The sequence below is a fragment of the Variovorax sp. RCC_210 genome, from assembly GCF_041355175.1.
In the GTDB taxonomy this organism is placed as follows: Bacteria; Pseudomonadota; Gammaproteobacteria; order Burkholderiales; family Burkholderiaceae_C; genus Variovorax.
The window spans coordinates 321,323-335,795 of sequence record NZ_JBFUPJ010000006.1 but is presented as its reverse complement, the minus strand read 5'-3'; the positions used below and the strand labels follow the sequence as shown (position 1 = coordinate 335,795).

At 68.5% G+C, this 14,473-nt stretch carries 12 protein-coding genes and 2 riboswitches; of the genes, 8 read left to right on the top strand and 4 right to left on the bottom strand.

Going from position 1 to position 14,473, the window contains the following annotated elements:
- Window positions 1-71 precede the first annotated feature (71 nt).
- The gene (locus tag AB6807_RS19845) at window positions 72-911 is read right to left on the bottom strand and encodes an SDR family NAD(P)-dependent oxidoreductase (RefSeq protein ID WP_371085889.1); all 840 of its coding nucleotides are present in this window, start codon (window positions 909-911) and stop codon (window positions 72-74) included.
- Window positions 912-1,063: 152 nt separating this feature from the next.
- Between AB6807_RS19845 and AB6807_RS19840 the strand changes: the two genes are divergently transcribed.
- Window positions 1,064-2,080 (top strand): AraC family transcriptional regulator ligand-binding domain-containing protein, encoded by a 1,017-nt coding sequence (locus tag AB6807_RS19840; protein WP_371085888.1) that lies wholly within the window; start codon window positions 1,064-1,066, stop codon window positions 2,078-2,080.
- 75 nt (window positions 2,081-2,155) lie between these two features.
- Here AB6807_RS19840 and AB6807_RS19835 read toward each other — a convergent pair whose 3' ends face one another.
- The gene (locus AB6807_RS19835) at window positions 2,156-3,241 is read right to left on the bottom strand and encodes an SDR family NAD(P)-dependent oxidoreductase (RefSeq protein ID WP_371085887.1); all 1,086 of its coding nucleotides are present in this window, start codon (window positions 3,239-3,241) and stop codon (window positions 2,156-2,158) included.
- Here AB6807_RS19835 and AB6807_RS19830 point away from each other — a divergent pair.
- The 6 genes from AB6807_RS19830 (at window position 3,183) to AB6807_RS19805 (ending at window position 10,918) form a co-directional block, all read left to right on the top strand.
- Window positions 3,183-4,286 (top strand): AraC family transcriptional regulator N-terminal domain-containing protein, encoded by a 1,104-nt coding sequence (locus AB6807_RS19830; protein WP_371085886.1) that lies wholly within the window; start codon window positions 3,183-3,185, stop codon window positions 4,284-4,286. The two genes, AB6807_RS19835 and AB6807_RS19830, sit on opposite strands and share 59 nt — an antisense overlap.
- A 157-nt stretch (window positions 4,287-4,443) precedes the next feature.
- Window positions 4,444-5,127 carry a hypothetical protein gene (locus AB6807_RS19825; protein ID WP_371085885.1) on the top strand — a complete coding sequence of 228 codons (684 nt, stop codon included), beginning with the start codon at window positions 4,444-4,446 and terminating at the stop codon, window positions 5,125-5,127.
- Between the two features lie 33 nt (window positions 5,128-5,160).
- Window positions 5,161-5,247: riboswitch (glycine riboswitch) on the top strand.
- A gap of 16 nt (window positions 5,248-5,263) precedes the next feature.
- Window positions 5,264-5,374, top strand: a riboswitch (glycine riboswitch).
- Window positions 5,375-5,419: 45 nt separating this feature from the next.
- Window positions 5,420-6,634, top strand: a complete 1,215-nt coding sequence (gcvT, locus tag AB6807_RS19820; RefSeq protein WP_371085884.1) for a glycine cleavage system aminomethyltransferase GcvT — start codon at window positions 5,420-5,422, stop codon at window positions 6,632-6,634.
- A gap of 69 nt (window positions 6,635-6,703) precedes the next feature.
- Window positions 6,704-7,075: a glycine cleavage system protein GcvH gene (gcvH, locus tag AB6807_RS19815; RefSeq protein ID WP_116909673.1), complete on the top strand. Its 372-nt coding sequence runs from the start codon at window positions 6,704-6,706 to the stop codon at window positions 7,073-7,075.
- A gap of 161 nt (window positions 7,076-7,236) precedes the next feature.
- Window positions 7,237-10,167 carry an aminomethyl-transferring glycine dehydrogenase gene (gene gcvP, locus AB6807_RS19810; protein WP_371085883.1) on the top strand — a complete coding sequence of 977 codons (2,931 nt, stop codon included), beginning with the start codon at window positions 7,237-7,239 and terminating at the stop codon, window positions 10,165-10,167.
- Window positions 10,168-10,186: 19 nt separating this feature from the next.
- The gene (locus tag AB6807_RS19805) at window positions 10,187-10,918 is read left to right on the top strand and encodes a Crp/Fnr family transcriptional regulator (RefSeq protein WP_371085882.1); all 732 of its coding nucleotides are present in this window, start codon (window positions 10,187-10,189) and stop codon (window positions 10,916-10,918) included.
- On the opposite strand, the gene AB6807_RS19800 is transcribed toward AB6807_RS19805, so the two are convergent.
- Together AB6807_RS19800 and AB6807_RS19795 are read right to left on the bottom strand one after the other, a co-directional pair.
- Complete coding sequence (locus AB6807_RS19800) at window positions 10,861-12,477, bottom strand: alpha/beta fold hydrolase (protein WP_371085881.1); 1,617 nt, start codon at window positions 12,475-12,477, stop codon at window positions 10,861-10,863. The two genes, AB6807_RS19805 and AB6807_RS19800, sit on opposite strands and share 58 nt — an antisense overlap.
- Before the next feature lie 128 nt (window positions 12,478-12,605).
- Window positions 12,606-13,553, bottom strand: coding sequence for a LysR family transcriptional regulator (locus AB6807_RS19795; RefSeq protein ID WP_371085880.1), 948 nt, complete (start codon window positions 13,551-13,553; stop codon window positions 12,606-12,608).
- A 157-nt stretch (window positions 13,554-13,710) separates the two neighbouring features.
- Between AB6807_RS19795 and AB6807_RS19790 the strand changes: the two genes are divergently transcribed.
- Window positions 13,711-14,457 (top strand): SDR family NAD(P)-dependent oxidoreductase, encoded by a 747-nt coding sequence (locus tag AB6807_RS19790; protein ID WP_371085879.1) that lies wholly within the window; start codon window positions 13,711-13,713, stop codon window positions 14,455-14,457.
- Window positions 14,458-14,473 lie beyond the last annotated feature (16 nt).

Below are 14,473 nucleotides of genomic sequence, written 5' to 3'. Positions count from 1 at the left end.
CCCTCGCGTTCCACTGTTCGACTGTTCAAATGCTTCCTGAGCAAGCTCGCAATGCACGACGCGCGCATGGTTCAGCAAACCTCCCTGAAGATGAATCCAGGCGAATGAAAAGTATCGTCATGGCTTGAGCTGACGGCCATCTTGAGCACGAGCCGGGCCTGGAGCCGGCGCGACATGAAACGCGTCAGGAACGCCGAGATGTTGTTGAGCCTCCCCGCGATCACGCTCGACCTGGCGGCGAACATGGCGTCGAGCCCGATGCGCGCGACATCGGCTGGTGCCAGCATGGCGCGCTGCGCCGACTTCGGCGCGCGGTATTGCGCCGCGGCGGCGAAGCCGGTGTCCATGAGGCCGGGCGAGAGCACAGTCACGCTCACGTCGCGGCCGCCGAGCTCGGCGTGCAGCGACACGCCCAGCGACAACACGTACGCCTTGGCCGCGCCGTACACCGCCAGCATCGGCGTCGGCTGGTAGGCCGCCATGCTCGCCACTAGCAGCATGTACCCGCGCCTCCTCGCAGCCATGCGCTGCCCGAAGACCTGGGCCAGCTCGGTGACAGTCGTCACGTCGAGCCGGATCATCTCGTTGAGCCGCGCCTCGTCCTGGTCGAGAAAGGCACCGCTGAGGCCGAACGCCGCGTTGTTGATCAGGATGTCCACGGCGATGCCGCGCTCGTCCAGGCGTGCCTGCAAGGCGCGCGCACTGCCGGGTCGCGCGAGGTCGATGGCCACGACCTGCACATCGACGCCGTGCGCCTCGCGCAGCCGGGCCGCAAGCTGCTGCATCGGTTGCTCGCGGCGTGCGGCGAGCACAAGGTTGATGCGACGACCGGCGAGGTCCGCGGCGAGCGCTGCACCCAAGCCACTCGATGCGCCGGTCACCAACGCCCACTGGGAAACTCGTTTTTCCATGAATACTCCGATGAAGAAGCTCGACTCTCGGGCAGAGCCCGGTTCGCGCTGAATCCGATTGCGCCATCGCGTCATCCGAACGCGCCAATCCCGGGCATCGCGTTGGCGCGATGCGATTCGTCGCGCCGGAATGACCTGCCTACACTTCCCCGATGCAGCTGAAAGACCAGATCATTCTTCCGGCCTTCGTCCCGGCCCTCGCTGCTGCGCACGGCCTGGACATGCATCGGCTTCTTCATGCCGCCGGCTTGCCGCAGTCGCTGTTCCACGCCGGCAAGGCGAGCGTGACGACGCGCCAGTACTTCGGGCTTTGGCGCGCCATCGAAGGGATGGGACTGCCGGCGGATTTCGGAATGCAGCTCGGCGCGCGGCACATGCCCGGGCGATACGACGTCGCCACTGTCGCGGCCCTGCACTCGGCGAACTTCGCCGAGGCCATCGCCAAGATCTCACGCTACAAACGTATCGTGTGCCCGGCCGTCTGGACGCTGGCGACGCGCGGCGAAGAGACAAGTCTCGAATCGCAATGGCTGCTGAGCGAGGAGCCCGTGCCCGCCTACCTGTCCGAGGGCGGATTCGCCTCGATCGTGCGCCTGTTCTCGCTCGGAACCGGCGGCGCGCGATTGGCGCCGCATCGCCTGGAGTTCACACGCGCCCACGGAAACGTCGAGATGCTGGCACAGCATTTCGGCTGCGAAGTCCGCTTCGGCGCACCACGCGACCTGCTGGTTTTCTCGCGCAGCAAGCTCGACGAACCCTTTCTGTCGCACAACCCCGAATTGCTGGAGTTGATGATTCCGGGCCTCGAAACGGCGCTCCGGGAACACATGGCACAGCCTTCGCTCATCGAACGTGTCCAGGCCAGCATCGCAGCGCACATGCAAGGACAGCGCCCCGCCATGGCCGCCATCGCCAGCGAGCTGTGCATGAGTTCGCGCACCTTGCAACGCCGGCTGGCGATGGACGGCACCAGCTATCAGCAGTTGCTCGACGGCATCCGTCGTTCCAGCGCTTGCAAGATGCTCGAAGCCACGACGCTGGAACTCGGCGAGATCGCGTTCCTGCTGGGCTTCGAGGAACTCAATTCCTTCCAGCGGGCGTTCCAGGCATGGGAGGGGGTCACGCCGGTCAGATGGCGGGCGGCTCGACTTGGCTCTGGCCGCAGCTAGCTCGATCGACACGGACATGCATGCAGCAGGCATAGCCGATGTATCTGCTGCGTGCTGGTTGGTGCTGCACGCCATTCAGGCGCTGCGCCCAGGACTCGCCGCAGGAAGTTCCCGACTGACGCCTTGCGCATCAGTGTGAGTACCGCGGACCGGCCGGAAGGCCGCTTGGGCCGTCAGGGCTGTGCTGCCCTCCCAGAGTTCCGTCGCGCGGCCTTCGTCGTACGACGCGACGGAGGAGCGTATCTCCTGCAGTCCTTCGAAATATCTGCCATTGGTCTTGGCCAACGCCGGATCGGTGATGAGGCGTGCGAGCGCCGCGCCGGACGCCTCGGGTGTGTGAATGTTCTTCGTGATGAGCAAGCGGAGCAGCGGGATCACCCTTGGCATCACGAAGTGCCACATGAACCGGCCGATGGCGGAATATTCCCGGGCCAGGCCTGTGCCCGGCATCAGGCCCGGATCGAATGCATTGACCGTCGCACCAGGAGGCAGTCGCGCAGCCAATCCATAGGTGAAATAGATGTTTGCGAGCTTGGCCGTCGAATAGCGCCGGCCGCGGTCGGCGTCTGCATCGTCAGCTGCGGCTTCCGGCCCAAGTTCGCCGAGGGCGAGCTTGGCCGGGGTGTTCCAGGCAGGCGGAGGCACGCCGGCACTGGCCGGCAGCCCCTCCAGTTGCGCCGGGTCGTGCACGCCGCTGGCAACGACGGCGATGCGTGCAGGCGCCTCGAGGAACGGCAGCAGCAGGTTCACGAGCAGAAAGTGCCCCAGGTGATTCACACCGAATGTGAATTCGAAGCCATCGATCGTGAACACCTTCGCGCCCTGCATGGCGGCATTGCAGACCAGGCCATGCAGAGGTGGCAGTTCGCCTGCCTTCAGCCTGCGGCTCAGCGCTGCAGAAAACGTGCGTACCGAAGCCAGCGATGCCAGGTCCAGAACCATTGCCTCGACTTTTGCGCCGGCCACCGCCGTCTTTCGAAGTGCATCGACCGCGCCGCGCGCCCGCGCCGGATCGCGACAGGCGAGAACGACGTGCCATGGCGGCGACGCGGCAAGCAGCGTTCGGGCGCAGGCGAAACCCAGGCCGGAGTTGCCGCCGGTGATGACGACGGTGCGCGGCGATGGCGAAAACGACTTGGGTGGGATTTTCTCGGGGGTCATGGCGGTGTGTCCGTACGCAGGTTCATGTGAGTGCCTGCCGACCATCGCCGATGCGCGAAACAGGGTCGAGGTCGATCGTCTCGACCTCTTGCCTGAACCTATCAGCCGCGTTGCCAAGCCGAAGAAAGGGCCACATGATCCGGGAATGGATGAACTTCTCGAAAAAATGCGTGACCGGGTCATCGCTCATGTCGACGGCATCCATACCGAGACACCGATTCCCAACCTGAGCCTCGGTGTCGTCCGCCAACCCCTGATCCCGGAAACCGCGTTCTGCCAGCCGATGGTGTGCGTGGTGCTGCAAGGCGTGAAGCAGGTTCTTGTCGGCGGTCACCTCATCCGCTACGGGACGGCGCACTCTTTCGCATCCGCCGTCGAATTGCCCGCGACCGGTTGCGTGCTCGAAGCGGAAACCGACAAGCCCTATGTCGCAGTGGGCCTGACGCTCGACCACGCCATGCTCGCGAACCTGGTCACCGAGCTGCCGCCGGTTTCTACATTGCCGCAAACCATGGGATTCGGCGTGGCGACCGTCTCGCAACCGCTTCTGGAGGCGCTCGACAGCCTGCTGGCGCTTCTGGATCGCCCCGATGACATCGCCGCGCTTTCAAAAGGACGTGAGCGGGAGGTGCTGTACCAACTGCTGCGCAGTCCGCATGCCCCCATGCTGCGACAGGCGCTCAGCGTGGACGGCCAGCTGGCGAGAATCCGCGAGGTGATCCAGCGGATACGCCAGCAAGTCGACACGTCCCTTTCGGTATCGGCGCTTGCCGAGTTGGCCGGCATGAGCGTGCCGTCTTTCCACCGCCACTTCAAGGCGGCCACAGGCATGAGCCCGCTGCAATACCAAAAGACGCTGCACCTTCATGCAGCGAGAAAGCTGATCGTGGCCAGCGGCGATGCCGCCAGGACCGCTTACGCGGTCGGCTATGAAAGCCCTTCGCAATTCAGCCGGGAGTACGCCAGGTTGTTCGGCATCTCCCCAGCCCGCGACGCCGCGCGGTTTCGACAGGGGGCGGGGCCGACCGCTTTCGGACTGGTCTGACTGCCGCGCAGCGGTCCAACGGGGAGGACTTCGCGCCATCTGCTTCTAAGAAAACGAACGCGCGTGTGAGGTCGACTCCCGTTCCGTGGCTCACTCGCAAGGAAATCGCAGGCGGCCGAGGTCGACAGCGGCGATTGCCCGTGTAAGTAGAACGTTCATGAAGATGTCACCACTTGCAACGATGCTGCAGCCCTCGATTCCCGAAAAAGCTGTGGCTGCCATGTTTCCCACCAAGACCGACAAGGCGCGCGACGAACTCCAGGGCCGCCAGCGCACGCTCAGCCAGCGCGAGCGCGCGCTGCTGCTCATGGCCGACGGCCGGCGCTCGCTGACCGACTTCAGCCCGCTGTTCAGCACGCGGGACGAGGCCGAGCAGGCGCTGTCGGCCCTGGTGCAGCGCGGCTACCTGCAAGACCCGCACGCGGCGGCTGCAGCTGCCGCCCAGGCCGCGCTACTGGCGTCGCAGGCATCGCAGGCATCGCAGGCATCGCAGGCCGCGCAAGCGGCCAGCGACGCCCAGGCGGCTCAAGCCATGGCGGCGCTGCCGGCGGTCGACCCGATCCAGGTCAGCACCTCGGCCGACAGCTTCGACGGCAAGCGCTCGCTGGCGACCACGCGCATGTTCCTGTTCGACATCTGCGAGCGCATGTTCGTGCGCCGCGACCCCAAGTTCGCGTCGCAGATGCGCGACGCCCTGCGCGAAGCGCGCGACCGCGAGGCGATGATGACCATTGCCGCGCTGATGCTCAGCGAGGTCGAGAAGGCGGCCGGGGCCGAGCGCGCCGAGTCGCTGCGCGAGCGCATCGACCGGCTGCTGCCGCCGGCTGAAATCGTTCACTGAGGCCAAAGCCCCGCGCGCCGCGATCCACTACACTCGCCCGGGTCAGGAGAGAGCCCCGCGCGACGGGGCCGCCGAAGGCGCAGGGGTCTCCCGAACGCTCAGGCAAAAGGACTGACAAGGCGCCGGTGCACACCGGCGTTTCCTTGCTGGAGAGAGGCCGCCGCACCCCACGGTGCAACGGCCCACCGAAGGAGCAAACCCCGATCGTGGGGCGAATCTCTCAGGTAAAGCGGACAGCAGGGGTGGCCCATGGCTTGCGTCATGGATTTCGTCTGCCCCTTTGGAGTGCCCCATGGCCTCTTCCACTGCTTCCGCTGCTCCCGCCGCTTCCGCTGCTTCCGCCTCCGACACCCTGTTGAAGACACCCCTGCACGACCTGCACGTCGAGCTCGGCGCCCGCATGGTCCCCTTCGCCGGCTACACCATGCCGGTGCAATACCCCGCCGGCCTGATGGCCGAGCACAAGCACACGCGCGACGCGGCCGGCCTGTTCGACATTTCCCACATGGGCCAGCTGCGCCTGGTCGGCCCCGACGCCGCGGCCGCCTTCGAAACCCTGATGCCCGTCGACGTGATCGACCTGCCCGCCGGCAAGCAGCGCTACGGCCTGCTGCTGAACGACGAGGGCGGCATCCTCGACGACCTGATGTTCTTCAACGAAGGCAACGGCTCGCTCTTCGTGATCGTCAACGGCGCCTGCAAGGTGGCCGACATCGCGCACATCCAGCAGAAGATCGGCAGCCGCTGCACCGTGCAGCCCCTGCCCGACCAAGCGCTGCTGGCGCTGCAGGGCCCGCAGGCGGCCGCCACGCTGGCGCGCCTGTCGCCCGGCATCGAGCGCTTCGTGTTCATGACCGGCGGCGCGGTGCAGATCGGCGACGGCGACGCGAAGGTGCCAGCCTTCGTCACCCGCAGCGGCTACACCGGCGAAGACGGCTTCGAGATCTCGGTGGCCGCCACCGACGCCGAGCCGCTGGCGCGCCTGCTGCTCGCCCAGCCCGAAGTGAAGCCCATCGGCCTGGGCGCGCGCAATTCGCTGCGGCTCGAGGCCGGCCTGTGCCTGTACGGCAACGACATCGACACCACCACCACGCCGGTCGAGGCCTCGCTCAACTGGGCGATGCAGAAGGTGCGCCGCGCCGGTGGCGCGCGCGAAGGCGGCTTTCCCGGTGCGGCCAGGATCCTGGCGCAGCTCGCCGCGGCCACCCCGGGCGCGGCCGGCCACACCGACCACGACACGCTCAAGCGCAAGCGCGTGGGCCTGGTGGCGCTGGAGCGCATTCCGGTGCGCGACGGCACGCTGCTGCAGTCCTTCGAGGGCCACGACATCGGCATCGTCACCAGCGGCCTGCTCGGCCCCACGGCCGACCGCTGCATCGCCATGGGCTACGTGGCCACGGCGTTCGCCGAGCCGGGCACGCGCATCCAGGCCATCGTGCGCGGCAGGCCGGTGCCGATGGAAGTCTCGACCCTGCCCTTCGTGCCGACCCGCTATTACCGCGGCTGAGCCTGCCGACCGCCCCCGGACCCGGCTAGGCTCTGCACCCCGAAACATTTTTTCCACGAGGAGTTTTTCATGAGCATCAAGTACACCAAGGACCACGAATGGGTGGCGGCCGAAGGCGATGCCGCCACCGTCGGCATCACCGTGCACGCGCAGGACGCGCTGGGCGACGTGGTGTTCGTCGACCTGCCCGAAGTCGGCAAGAGCTTTGCCCAGGGCGAAGTGGCCGGCGTGGTCGAGTCGGTGAAAGCCGCCGCCGACGTGTTCATGCCCGTGTCGGGCGAGATCGTCGAAGTGAACGAGGCCCTGCGCGCCGACCCCTCGCTGGCCAACAGCGACCCGCTGGCCAGCGGCTGGTTCTTCAAGGTCAAGCTGAGCGAACCCGCGCAACTCGACGCGCTGCTCGACTCGGCCAGCTACGACAAGTTCGCCGCCGAATCCTGAAATGATGTTTGCCCCTCGGCTTGCCGCTTCGTGTGCTTCTCCGTCCCCCACGGGGAAGGCGCGGGCCGCCTTGGGGCGGCCCGGCGCCGACCGCTGAGCTCTTTTCCGCCGAGCTCTTTTCCGCCGAGTTCCTTTATCAACGCCGATAGACAGTCACCGCCATGCCGACGCCCGCCCTTCCCTCTTTGCAAGAACTAGAGAACGCCGAAGAATTCCTTGCCCGCCACATCGGCATCGATGCGGCGGACGAGGCGCGCATGCTGCCGGTGATCGGCTCGGCCACGCGGGCCGAGCTCATCGACGGCATCGTGCCCGCGGCCATTCGCCGCGCCCGGCCGATGCGCCTGCCCGCGCCGGTGACCGAGGCCGACGCGCTGGCCGAGCTGAAGACGCTGGCGTCGAAGAACAAGGTGTTCAGGAGCTTCATCGGCCAGGGCTACTACGGCACGCACACGCCCGGAGTCATCCTGCGCAACGTTCTGGAGAACCCCGCCTGGTACACCGCGTACACGCCCTACCAGGCCGAGATTTCGCAGGGCCGCATGGAGGCGCTGCTCAACTTCCAGACGATGGTGTGCGACCTCACGGGCATGGCCATCGCCAACGCCTCGATGCTCGACGAGGCCACGGCCGCGGCCGAGGCCATGACGCTGGCCAAGCGCAGCGTCAAGAGCAAGAGCAACGTGTTCCTGGTGTCGGGCGACTGCCACCCGCAGACCATCGAGGTCATCAGGACGCGCGCCGCGCCGCTGGGTATCGAGGTCAAGGTCAGCACGGTGTCCGAGACGCTGCCGCACCTGATGGTGAGCGGCGAGTTCTTCGGCGTGCTCGCGCAGTACCCCGCCACCACCGGCCATGTGCACGACCTGCGCCCGCTCGCGGGCCATGCGCACCAGTGCGACGCCGCCCTCATCGTCGCGGCCGACCTGCTGGCACTCACGCTGCTGGTGGCCCCCGGCGAGTTCGATGCCGACATCGTCTGCGGCACCACGCAGCGCTTCGGCATGCCGCTGTGCAACGGCGGCCCGCACGCCGCCTACCTGGCCTGCCGCGATTCGTTCAAGCGCTCGCTGCCCGGCCGCCTGGTGGGCGTGAGCGTCGACACGCACGGCCAGCCCGCCTACCGCCTCGCGCTGCAAACGCGCGAGCAGCACATCCGCCGCGAAAAGGCCACGTCGAACATCTGTACCGCGCAGGTGCTGCCGGCCGTGGTGGCCAGCATGTACGCCGTGTACCACGGGCCCGACGGCCTCACGCGCATCGCGCAGCGCGTGGCCGCGCTCACCGCCATCCTGGCCAAGGGCCTGTCGCAGATGGGCCGCGAGCCCGTCAACGCCACCGCCTTCGACTCGCTCACCGTGAGCACCGGCGACGACACGCACGCCATCATCGAGCGCGCGCAGGCTGGCGGCGTCAACCTGCGCCAGCGGCTGCAGCACCACCTGGGCATTTCGCTGGACGAGACCACCACGCGCGCCGACGTCGAGACGCTGTGGGCGCTGTTCGTGCCCGCGGGCACCGCGATGCCGCGCTTCGACGACCTGGCCGCCAGCGCCGCGCCGCTGATTCCCGAGGACCTGCGCCGCACCAGCGCCTTTCTCACGCACCCGGTGTTCAACACCCACAAGAGCGAGACCGCGATGCTGCGCTACATCCGCAGCCTGTCCGACAAGGACCTTGCGCTCGACCGCAGCATGATCCCGCTGGGCAGCTGCACCATGAAGCTCAACGCGACCAGCGAGATGATCCCCATCACCTGGCCCGAGTTCGCCAACATCCACCCCTTCGCGCCCGCCGAACAGCTGCAGGGCTACGCCCAGCTCGACGCGCAGCTGCGCGCCTGGCTGTGCGAGGCCACCGGCTACGCGGGCATCAGCCTGCAGCCCAACGCGGGCTCGCAGGGCGAGTACGCGGGCCTGCTGGCCATCAAGGGCTTCCATGCGGCCAAGGGCGAAGGCCATCGCAACATCTGCCTCATTCCGTCTTCGGCGCACGGCACCAACCCGGCCAGCGCGCAGATGGTGGGCATGCAGGTGGTGGTGACGGCCTGCGACGCGCAGGGCAACGTCGACATGGACGACCTGAAGCGCGCCTGCGAGAAGCACAGCGACAAGCTGGCCGCCGTGATGATCACCTACCCCAGCACGCACGGCGTGTTCGAGACGCGCGTGAAGGAACTGTGCGAGCTGGTGCATGAACACGGCGGGCGCGTGTACGTCGACGGCGCCAACATGAACGCGCTGGTCGGCGTGGCCGCGCCGGGCGAGTTCGGCGGCGACGTGAGCCACCTGAACCTGCACAAGACCTTCTGCATTCCGCACGGCGGCGGCGGGCCGGGCGTGGGCCCGGTGTGCGTGGTCGAAGACCTGGTGCCTTACCTGCCGGGCCACGCCACGGCGGGTGTAGCGTCGAACGGCGTGGGGGCGGTGTCCGCCGCGCCGCTGGGCAACGCGGCCGTGCTGCCGATCAGCTGGATGTACTGCCGCATGATGGGCGCCAAGGGCCTGCAGGCCGCGACCGAAACGGCCATCCTGAGCGCCAACTACATCAGCGCGCGCCTCAAGGACCACTACCCCACGCTGTACGCAAGCCCGAACGGCCATGTCGCGCACGAGTGCATCCTCGATTTGCGCCCGCTGAAGGACACCAGCGGCGTGACCGCCGAAGACGTGGCCAAGCGCCTGATCGACTACGGCTTTCACGCGCCCACGCTGAGCTTCCCCGTGCCCGGCACGCTGATGGTGGAGCCCACCGAGAGCGAGCCCCTGGCCGAGCTCGACCGCTTCATCGACGCGATGATCGCCATTCGTGGCGAAATCCGCCGCATCGAAGAGGGTGTGTGGCCGAAGGAAGACAACCCGCTCAAGCACGCACCGCACACCGCGGCCAGCCTGCTCGGCGCCGAATGGGCGCACCCGTACTCGCGCGAACTCGGCGCGTTCCCGCTGGCCGAGCTGAAGCACGCGAAGTACTGGCCCCCCATCGGGCGCGTCGACAACGTGTACGGCGACCGCAACCTGTTCTGCAGCTGCGTGCCGGTGGGCGAGTACAACGAAACCGAAGAGGCCGCGCAGGCCGCCGACAGGGCCTGACCCGCGCGTGGAGGCGCGCGTGGACCCGCACGAGCTCGCGTCGCTCAAGTCGCGCTGGCGCGACTGCGTGTGGGCCCACACGCTGAGCGATGCCGAAGGCGCGGCGCTGCTGCCGCAGTTGCGCTTCGTCGAACTCGCGGCGGGCCAGCCCATCTGGCACCGCGGCGATGCGGCCGAGCACTGGGTCGGCATGGCGCGCGGCAGCATGAAGCTGTGCACCACCTCGGCCTCGGGCAAGCCGGTGACCTTCATGGGCCAGGCCTTCAGCTGGGTCGGCGAGGTCGAGCTGCTGCAGGACAGCCCGCGCGTGTGCGATGCGGTGGCGCTGTCCGACGCGGTGATCATCAAGCTGCCCAAAGCCGCGTTCTTTCACCTGCTCGACACCAACCCCGCGTTCAACCGCTTCGTGCTGCGGCTGATGAGCGAGCGGCTCACCCAGTCGATGGCGCTCACGCTGTCGGACCGCACGCTGGACCCGGTCGCCAAGGTGGCGCAGAGCCTGGCGTCGCTGTTCAGCCCCTCGGCCTTTCCGCCGCGCTCGCTGGCGCTGCGCGTGTCGCAGGCGGAACTGGCGAACTACTGCAACATGTCGCGCCCGCGGCTGAACACGGCACTGAAGCAGCTGGAGGCCGAGGGCCTGCTCCAGCTCGGCTACCAGGTCGTCACGCTGCAGCGGCTCGATGCGCTGCGCGGCTACTGCGGCGCCGCGTCGGTCGACAGCGGCAGCCACACGCGGCCCGACACCGCATAAGCGTTGTCGGCGGTGATGCCGGCCACCGGTGCCTCCGCGAATGTGTCGGACGCTGGCGCCCACACGTACTGCGCATGCGTGGCGAACAGCGCCACGCCCAGCTCGTCGCCCGGCTGCATGCGCGCGGCCACGCCACCCAGCGCGACACGGTGCCGGCCCGGAGGCACGGGCACCACCTGGTCCGACAGCAGCGTGACATCGCCGTTTCGGCGGCGCAGCGCGAGCCCCACCAGCGCCACGCCGGGGCCGGCCTTCGGCTGCACGTCGAGCTCCGCTTCGGGCACGCCGGCCAATACGGCTCCCGCCCCCTGGCGCGCCAGCACATCGGCTGGCAGCGCCACGAACCGAAGCCCCCTGGCGCCCGCTTCGACCAGCGTCGGCGCGAGCGCCGCGCCGACCTGCGCGGCAACCGGCGTCGGCCCCTGGAAGGCCGTGCCGTCGTCCAGCGCGATGCACAGCGAGGGCACCGACGACAGCCCGGCGCCCTGGTCGCGCAGCTTCGCATCGAGCCACGCCAGCATCGCGTCCATGGCATCGACCGTGCCGCACCGCGCGGGTTTCTCGCGCTGGCCGGCGCGCGGATTGACGTGGCCCGAGCGCAGCACCATCAGCCGCACGTCGCCACCGCCGGACTTCAACTCGCGCCAGTTGCGCAGCCCCTCGCCCATGTCGAACAGCACGTCTTCGCTGGCCTGCACCACCAGCGCATCGACGCGCCGCACCGGCTGCCCGGCCCAGCTCGCGCCCGAGGTGCCGTGCGCCTGGTAGGCCGCGCGCAGGCGCGGGGCATCGGCGCCGATGTCGTTCCACGCCCATGCGCCCGGCTTGGGTGCGGCGTCGCACAGGGGCCGCAGCAGCCCGCCGTCGCGCACCTTGCCGCGCTGGGCCATGAAGCATTCGAACTGGACGAAGCCTTCTTTCAGCACGCCTTGCGGCGCCAGCGAATGCTGCAGGTCGTACCAGGTCATCGACGGAATCACCGTGGTGATGCGTGGCTCCAGCTGCGCCAGCTGCATCTGGTAGCCACCGCCGTACGAGCCGCCGATGCTGCCGATGCGCGCGCGGCCATCGGCGCCCTTGCGCAAGGGCAGCTCGCGCTCGGCCCAGTCGACCAGCGCGCGAATGTCGGCAATCTCGGCCTGCGGATCCATGATGCGGCTGTCGCCGCCGCTGCCGCCGTGGCCCCGGTGGTCGAAGCTGATGACCGCGAAGCCGCGCTCCACCAGCGTGGGCACGAGCCGGTCCAGGCGCGCCCAGTAGCTCGCGGCCGGGTCGGTGTCGCGCGGCGGCAAGGCCTGCAGGCGCGGCAGGCCGAAGCCGCTCGCATGCAGCACCAGCGGGTAGCCGCCTTCGGGTTTCGTGTCGGGCAGGAAGAGCGTGAACGCGACCTTGGTGCCTTCGGTGCCCTTGGCCGCATCGGCGCCGGCCAGCGGGTCGGGCACGGCGGATTGCACGGACAGTTGCTGCACCGTAGCAGCCTGCGCTTGCAGCGGGCCAGCGAGCAGGAGTGCGGCGCTTGCGGCTGCCTTCAGCACGGTGTCGCGGATGGTTGTCTTCATTGTTGTGGTGCCTCGTTGCGTATGTCGAAGCACGCGACTCTAGGAACGAAGACGGCGCTGAATTGTCCCGGCCGGAACAAAGCGCGCACAACAGAGCGCACCACACAGCGCACCGCAGAACACGTCGTCTAGTGCGCCTTCGCCGCCACGCGCGCGACCATCTCGTCCATGCGGGACAGGAACAGTTGCAGCAGCGGCGAGCTGTTGGCCTTGTGGTAGCCCACCACCAGGTCGATGCTCGGTACCTCGCCTTTCGCCTTGCCTCGTCCCTTCCCAGTGCCTTCGCCCGTCACGGCCTCGAGCGGCCGGCTCACCACCGACCACGGCAGGAAGTTCAGCGCATAGACCGGCAGCAGCGCCACCCCGCGCGTCGACGCGACGAGCGAGATCGCCATCGCGAGGTTGTCGGCCGCATGCCCCGGCGTGACGGCGAGCTTGTTCTGGCGCAGGTAGTCGTCGATCACGCGGCGCAGCGCAGGCGCGGTGTCGGACACCTGGATGAAAGTCTCGTGCGCGAGCGAGCGCGGGTCGATGCGCTCGCGCGCGGCCAGCGCGTGGTCGCTCGGCAGCACCACGACCAGCGGCTCTTGCGTCACCCGCCTGAACACCAGCTCCGGCAGGTCGGGCTCGCGGCGCATGAAGGCCAGGTCGAGCTGGCCGCGCATCAGCCCTTCGGCCAGGCTGGGCGAGTACTGGCTGTGCACCGTCACCTCGATGTTCGGCAGCTCGTCGCGCAGCGTGCGCATCACCTCGGCAAGCCAGTCGATCTCCTGCCCCGTCAAGAAGCCCAGCGCGAAAGAAGTCTTGGCGGGCATGGCCGCGCGCCGCGCCGCTTCGCCCGCCGCCTCGACCTGCGCCAACGCCAGGCGCGCATGGTCGAGAAAGGCCTTGCCCGCGGCCGTGAGCGCCACGCCGCGCGCGTTGCGCGTCAGCAGCGGCGTGCCGACTTCGTATTCGAGATCGCGAATCTGCCGGCTCAGCGAAGGTTGCGCGGTGTGCAGCCTGCGTTCGGCCGCCACCGTGAGGCTGCCCTCTTCGGCCACGGCGACGAAGTAGCGGAGGTGACGCAGTTCCATATGAAGGCTCCATGCCTGTGAGGTATGGGGCCCAGCTTACAAAGTCTTTGTGAAGCGTGCACCCGAGCCCTAGATTCACTCCCATGCAAAGGCAACTCGCCGAAGCAACTCCGGCAGACAGCAATACCTCCCGCGTCTGCCTTGAAAGGAAACCGACATGAACCCGCTCCAAGGAAAAACAGCCCTCGTCACCGGCGCGTCGCGCGGCATCGGGCGCGCCAGCGCGCTGGCGCTCGCCCAGGCCGGCGCGCAGGTGCTCGTGCACTACAGCAGCGGCGCCGCCGAGGCCGACGCTGTCGTCGCGGACATCCGCGCCGCGGGTGGCCGCGCCGACGCGGTGAAGGCCGACCTCGGCGCGCCGGACGGCCCGCACCTGCTCGCGCGCCAGGTGCGCGAGGTGGTGGGCGAGCGGCTCGACATCCTCGTGGCCAATGCCGGCGTGTCGGTCGGCGGCACCATCGAGGAGACCACCGTCGAGGCCTTCGACCAGATGTTCGCCGTCAACGTGCGCGCGCCCTTCTTCCTGGTGCAGCAGCTGCTGCCCATCCTCGGCAAGGGCAGCAGCGTGGTGCTGGTGTCGTCGCTGGCCGCGCACGCCTCGGTCGGCGCGCTGTCGGCCTATGCCGCGACCAAGGGCGCCATCGACACGCTGGTGAAGCACTTCGCGTCGGCGCTCGGCGCGCGCGGCATCCGCGTGAACGCGGTGGCCCCGGGCGTGGTCGAGACCGACATGTCGAAGTTCGCGAAGACCGACGCGGGCCGCGACTTCACGTTGTCGCTGCAGGCGCTGCAGCGCGTGGCGCAGCCCGATGACATCGCAGGTGCGATCGCGTTTCTGGCGTCGGACGCCGCGCGCTGGGTCACGGGGGACACGCTGCGGGTGGATGGCGGGTCGAAGCTGTGAGCATGCCGGGGCGCTA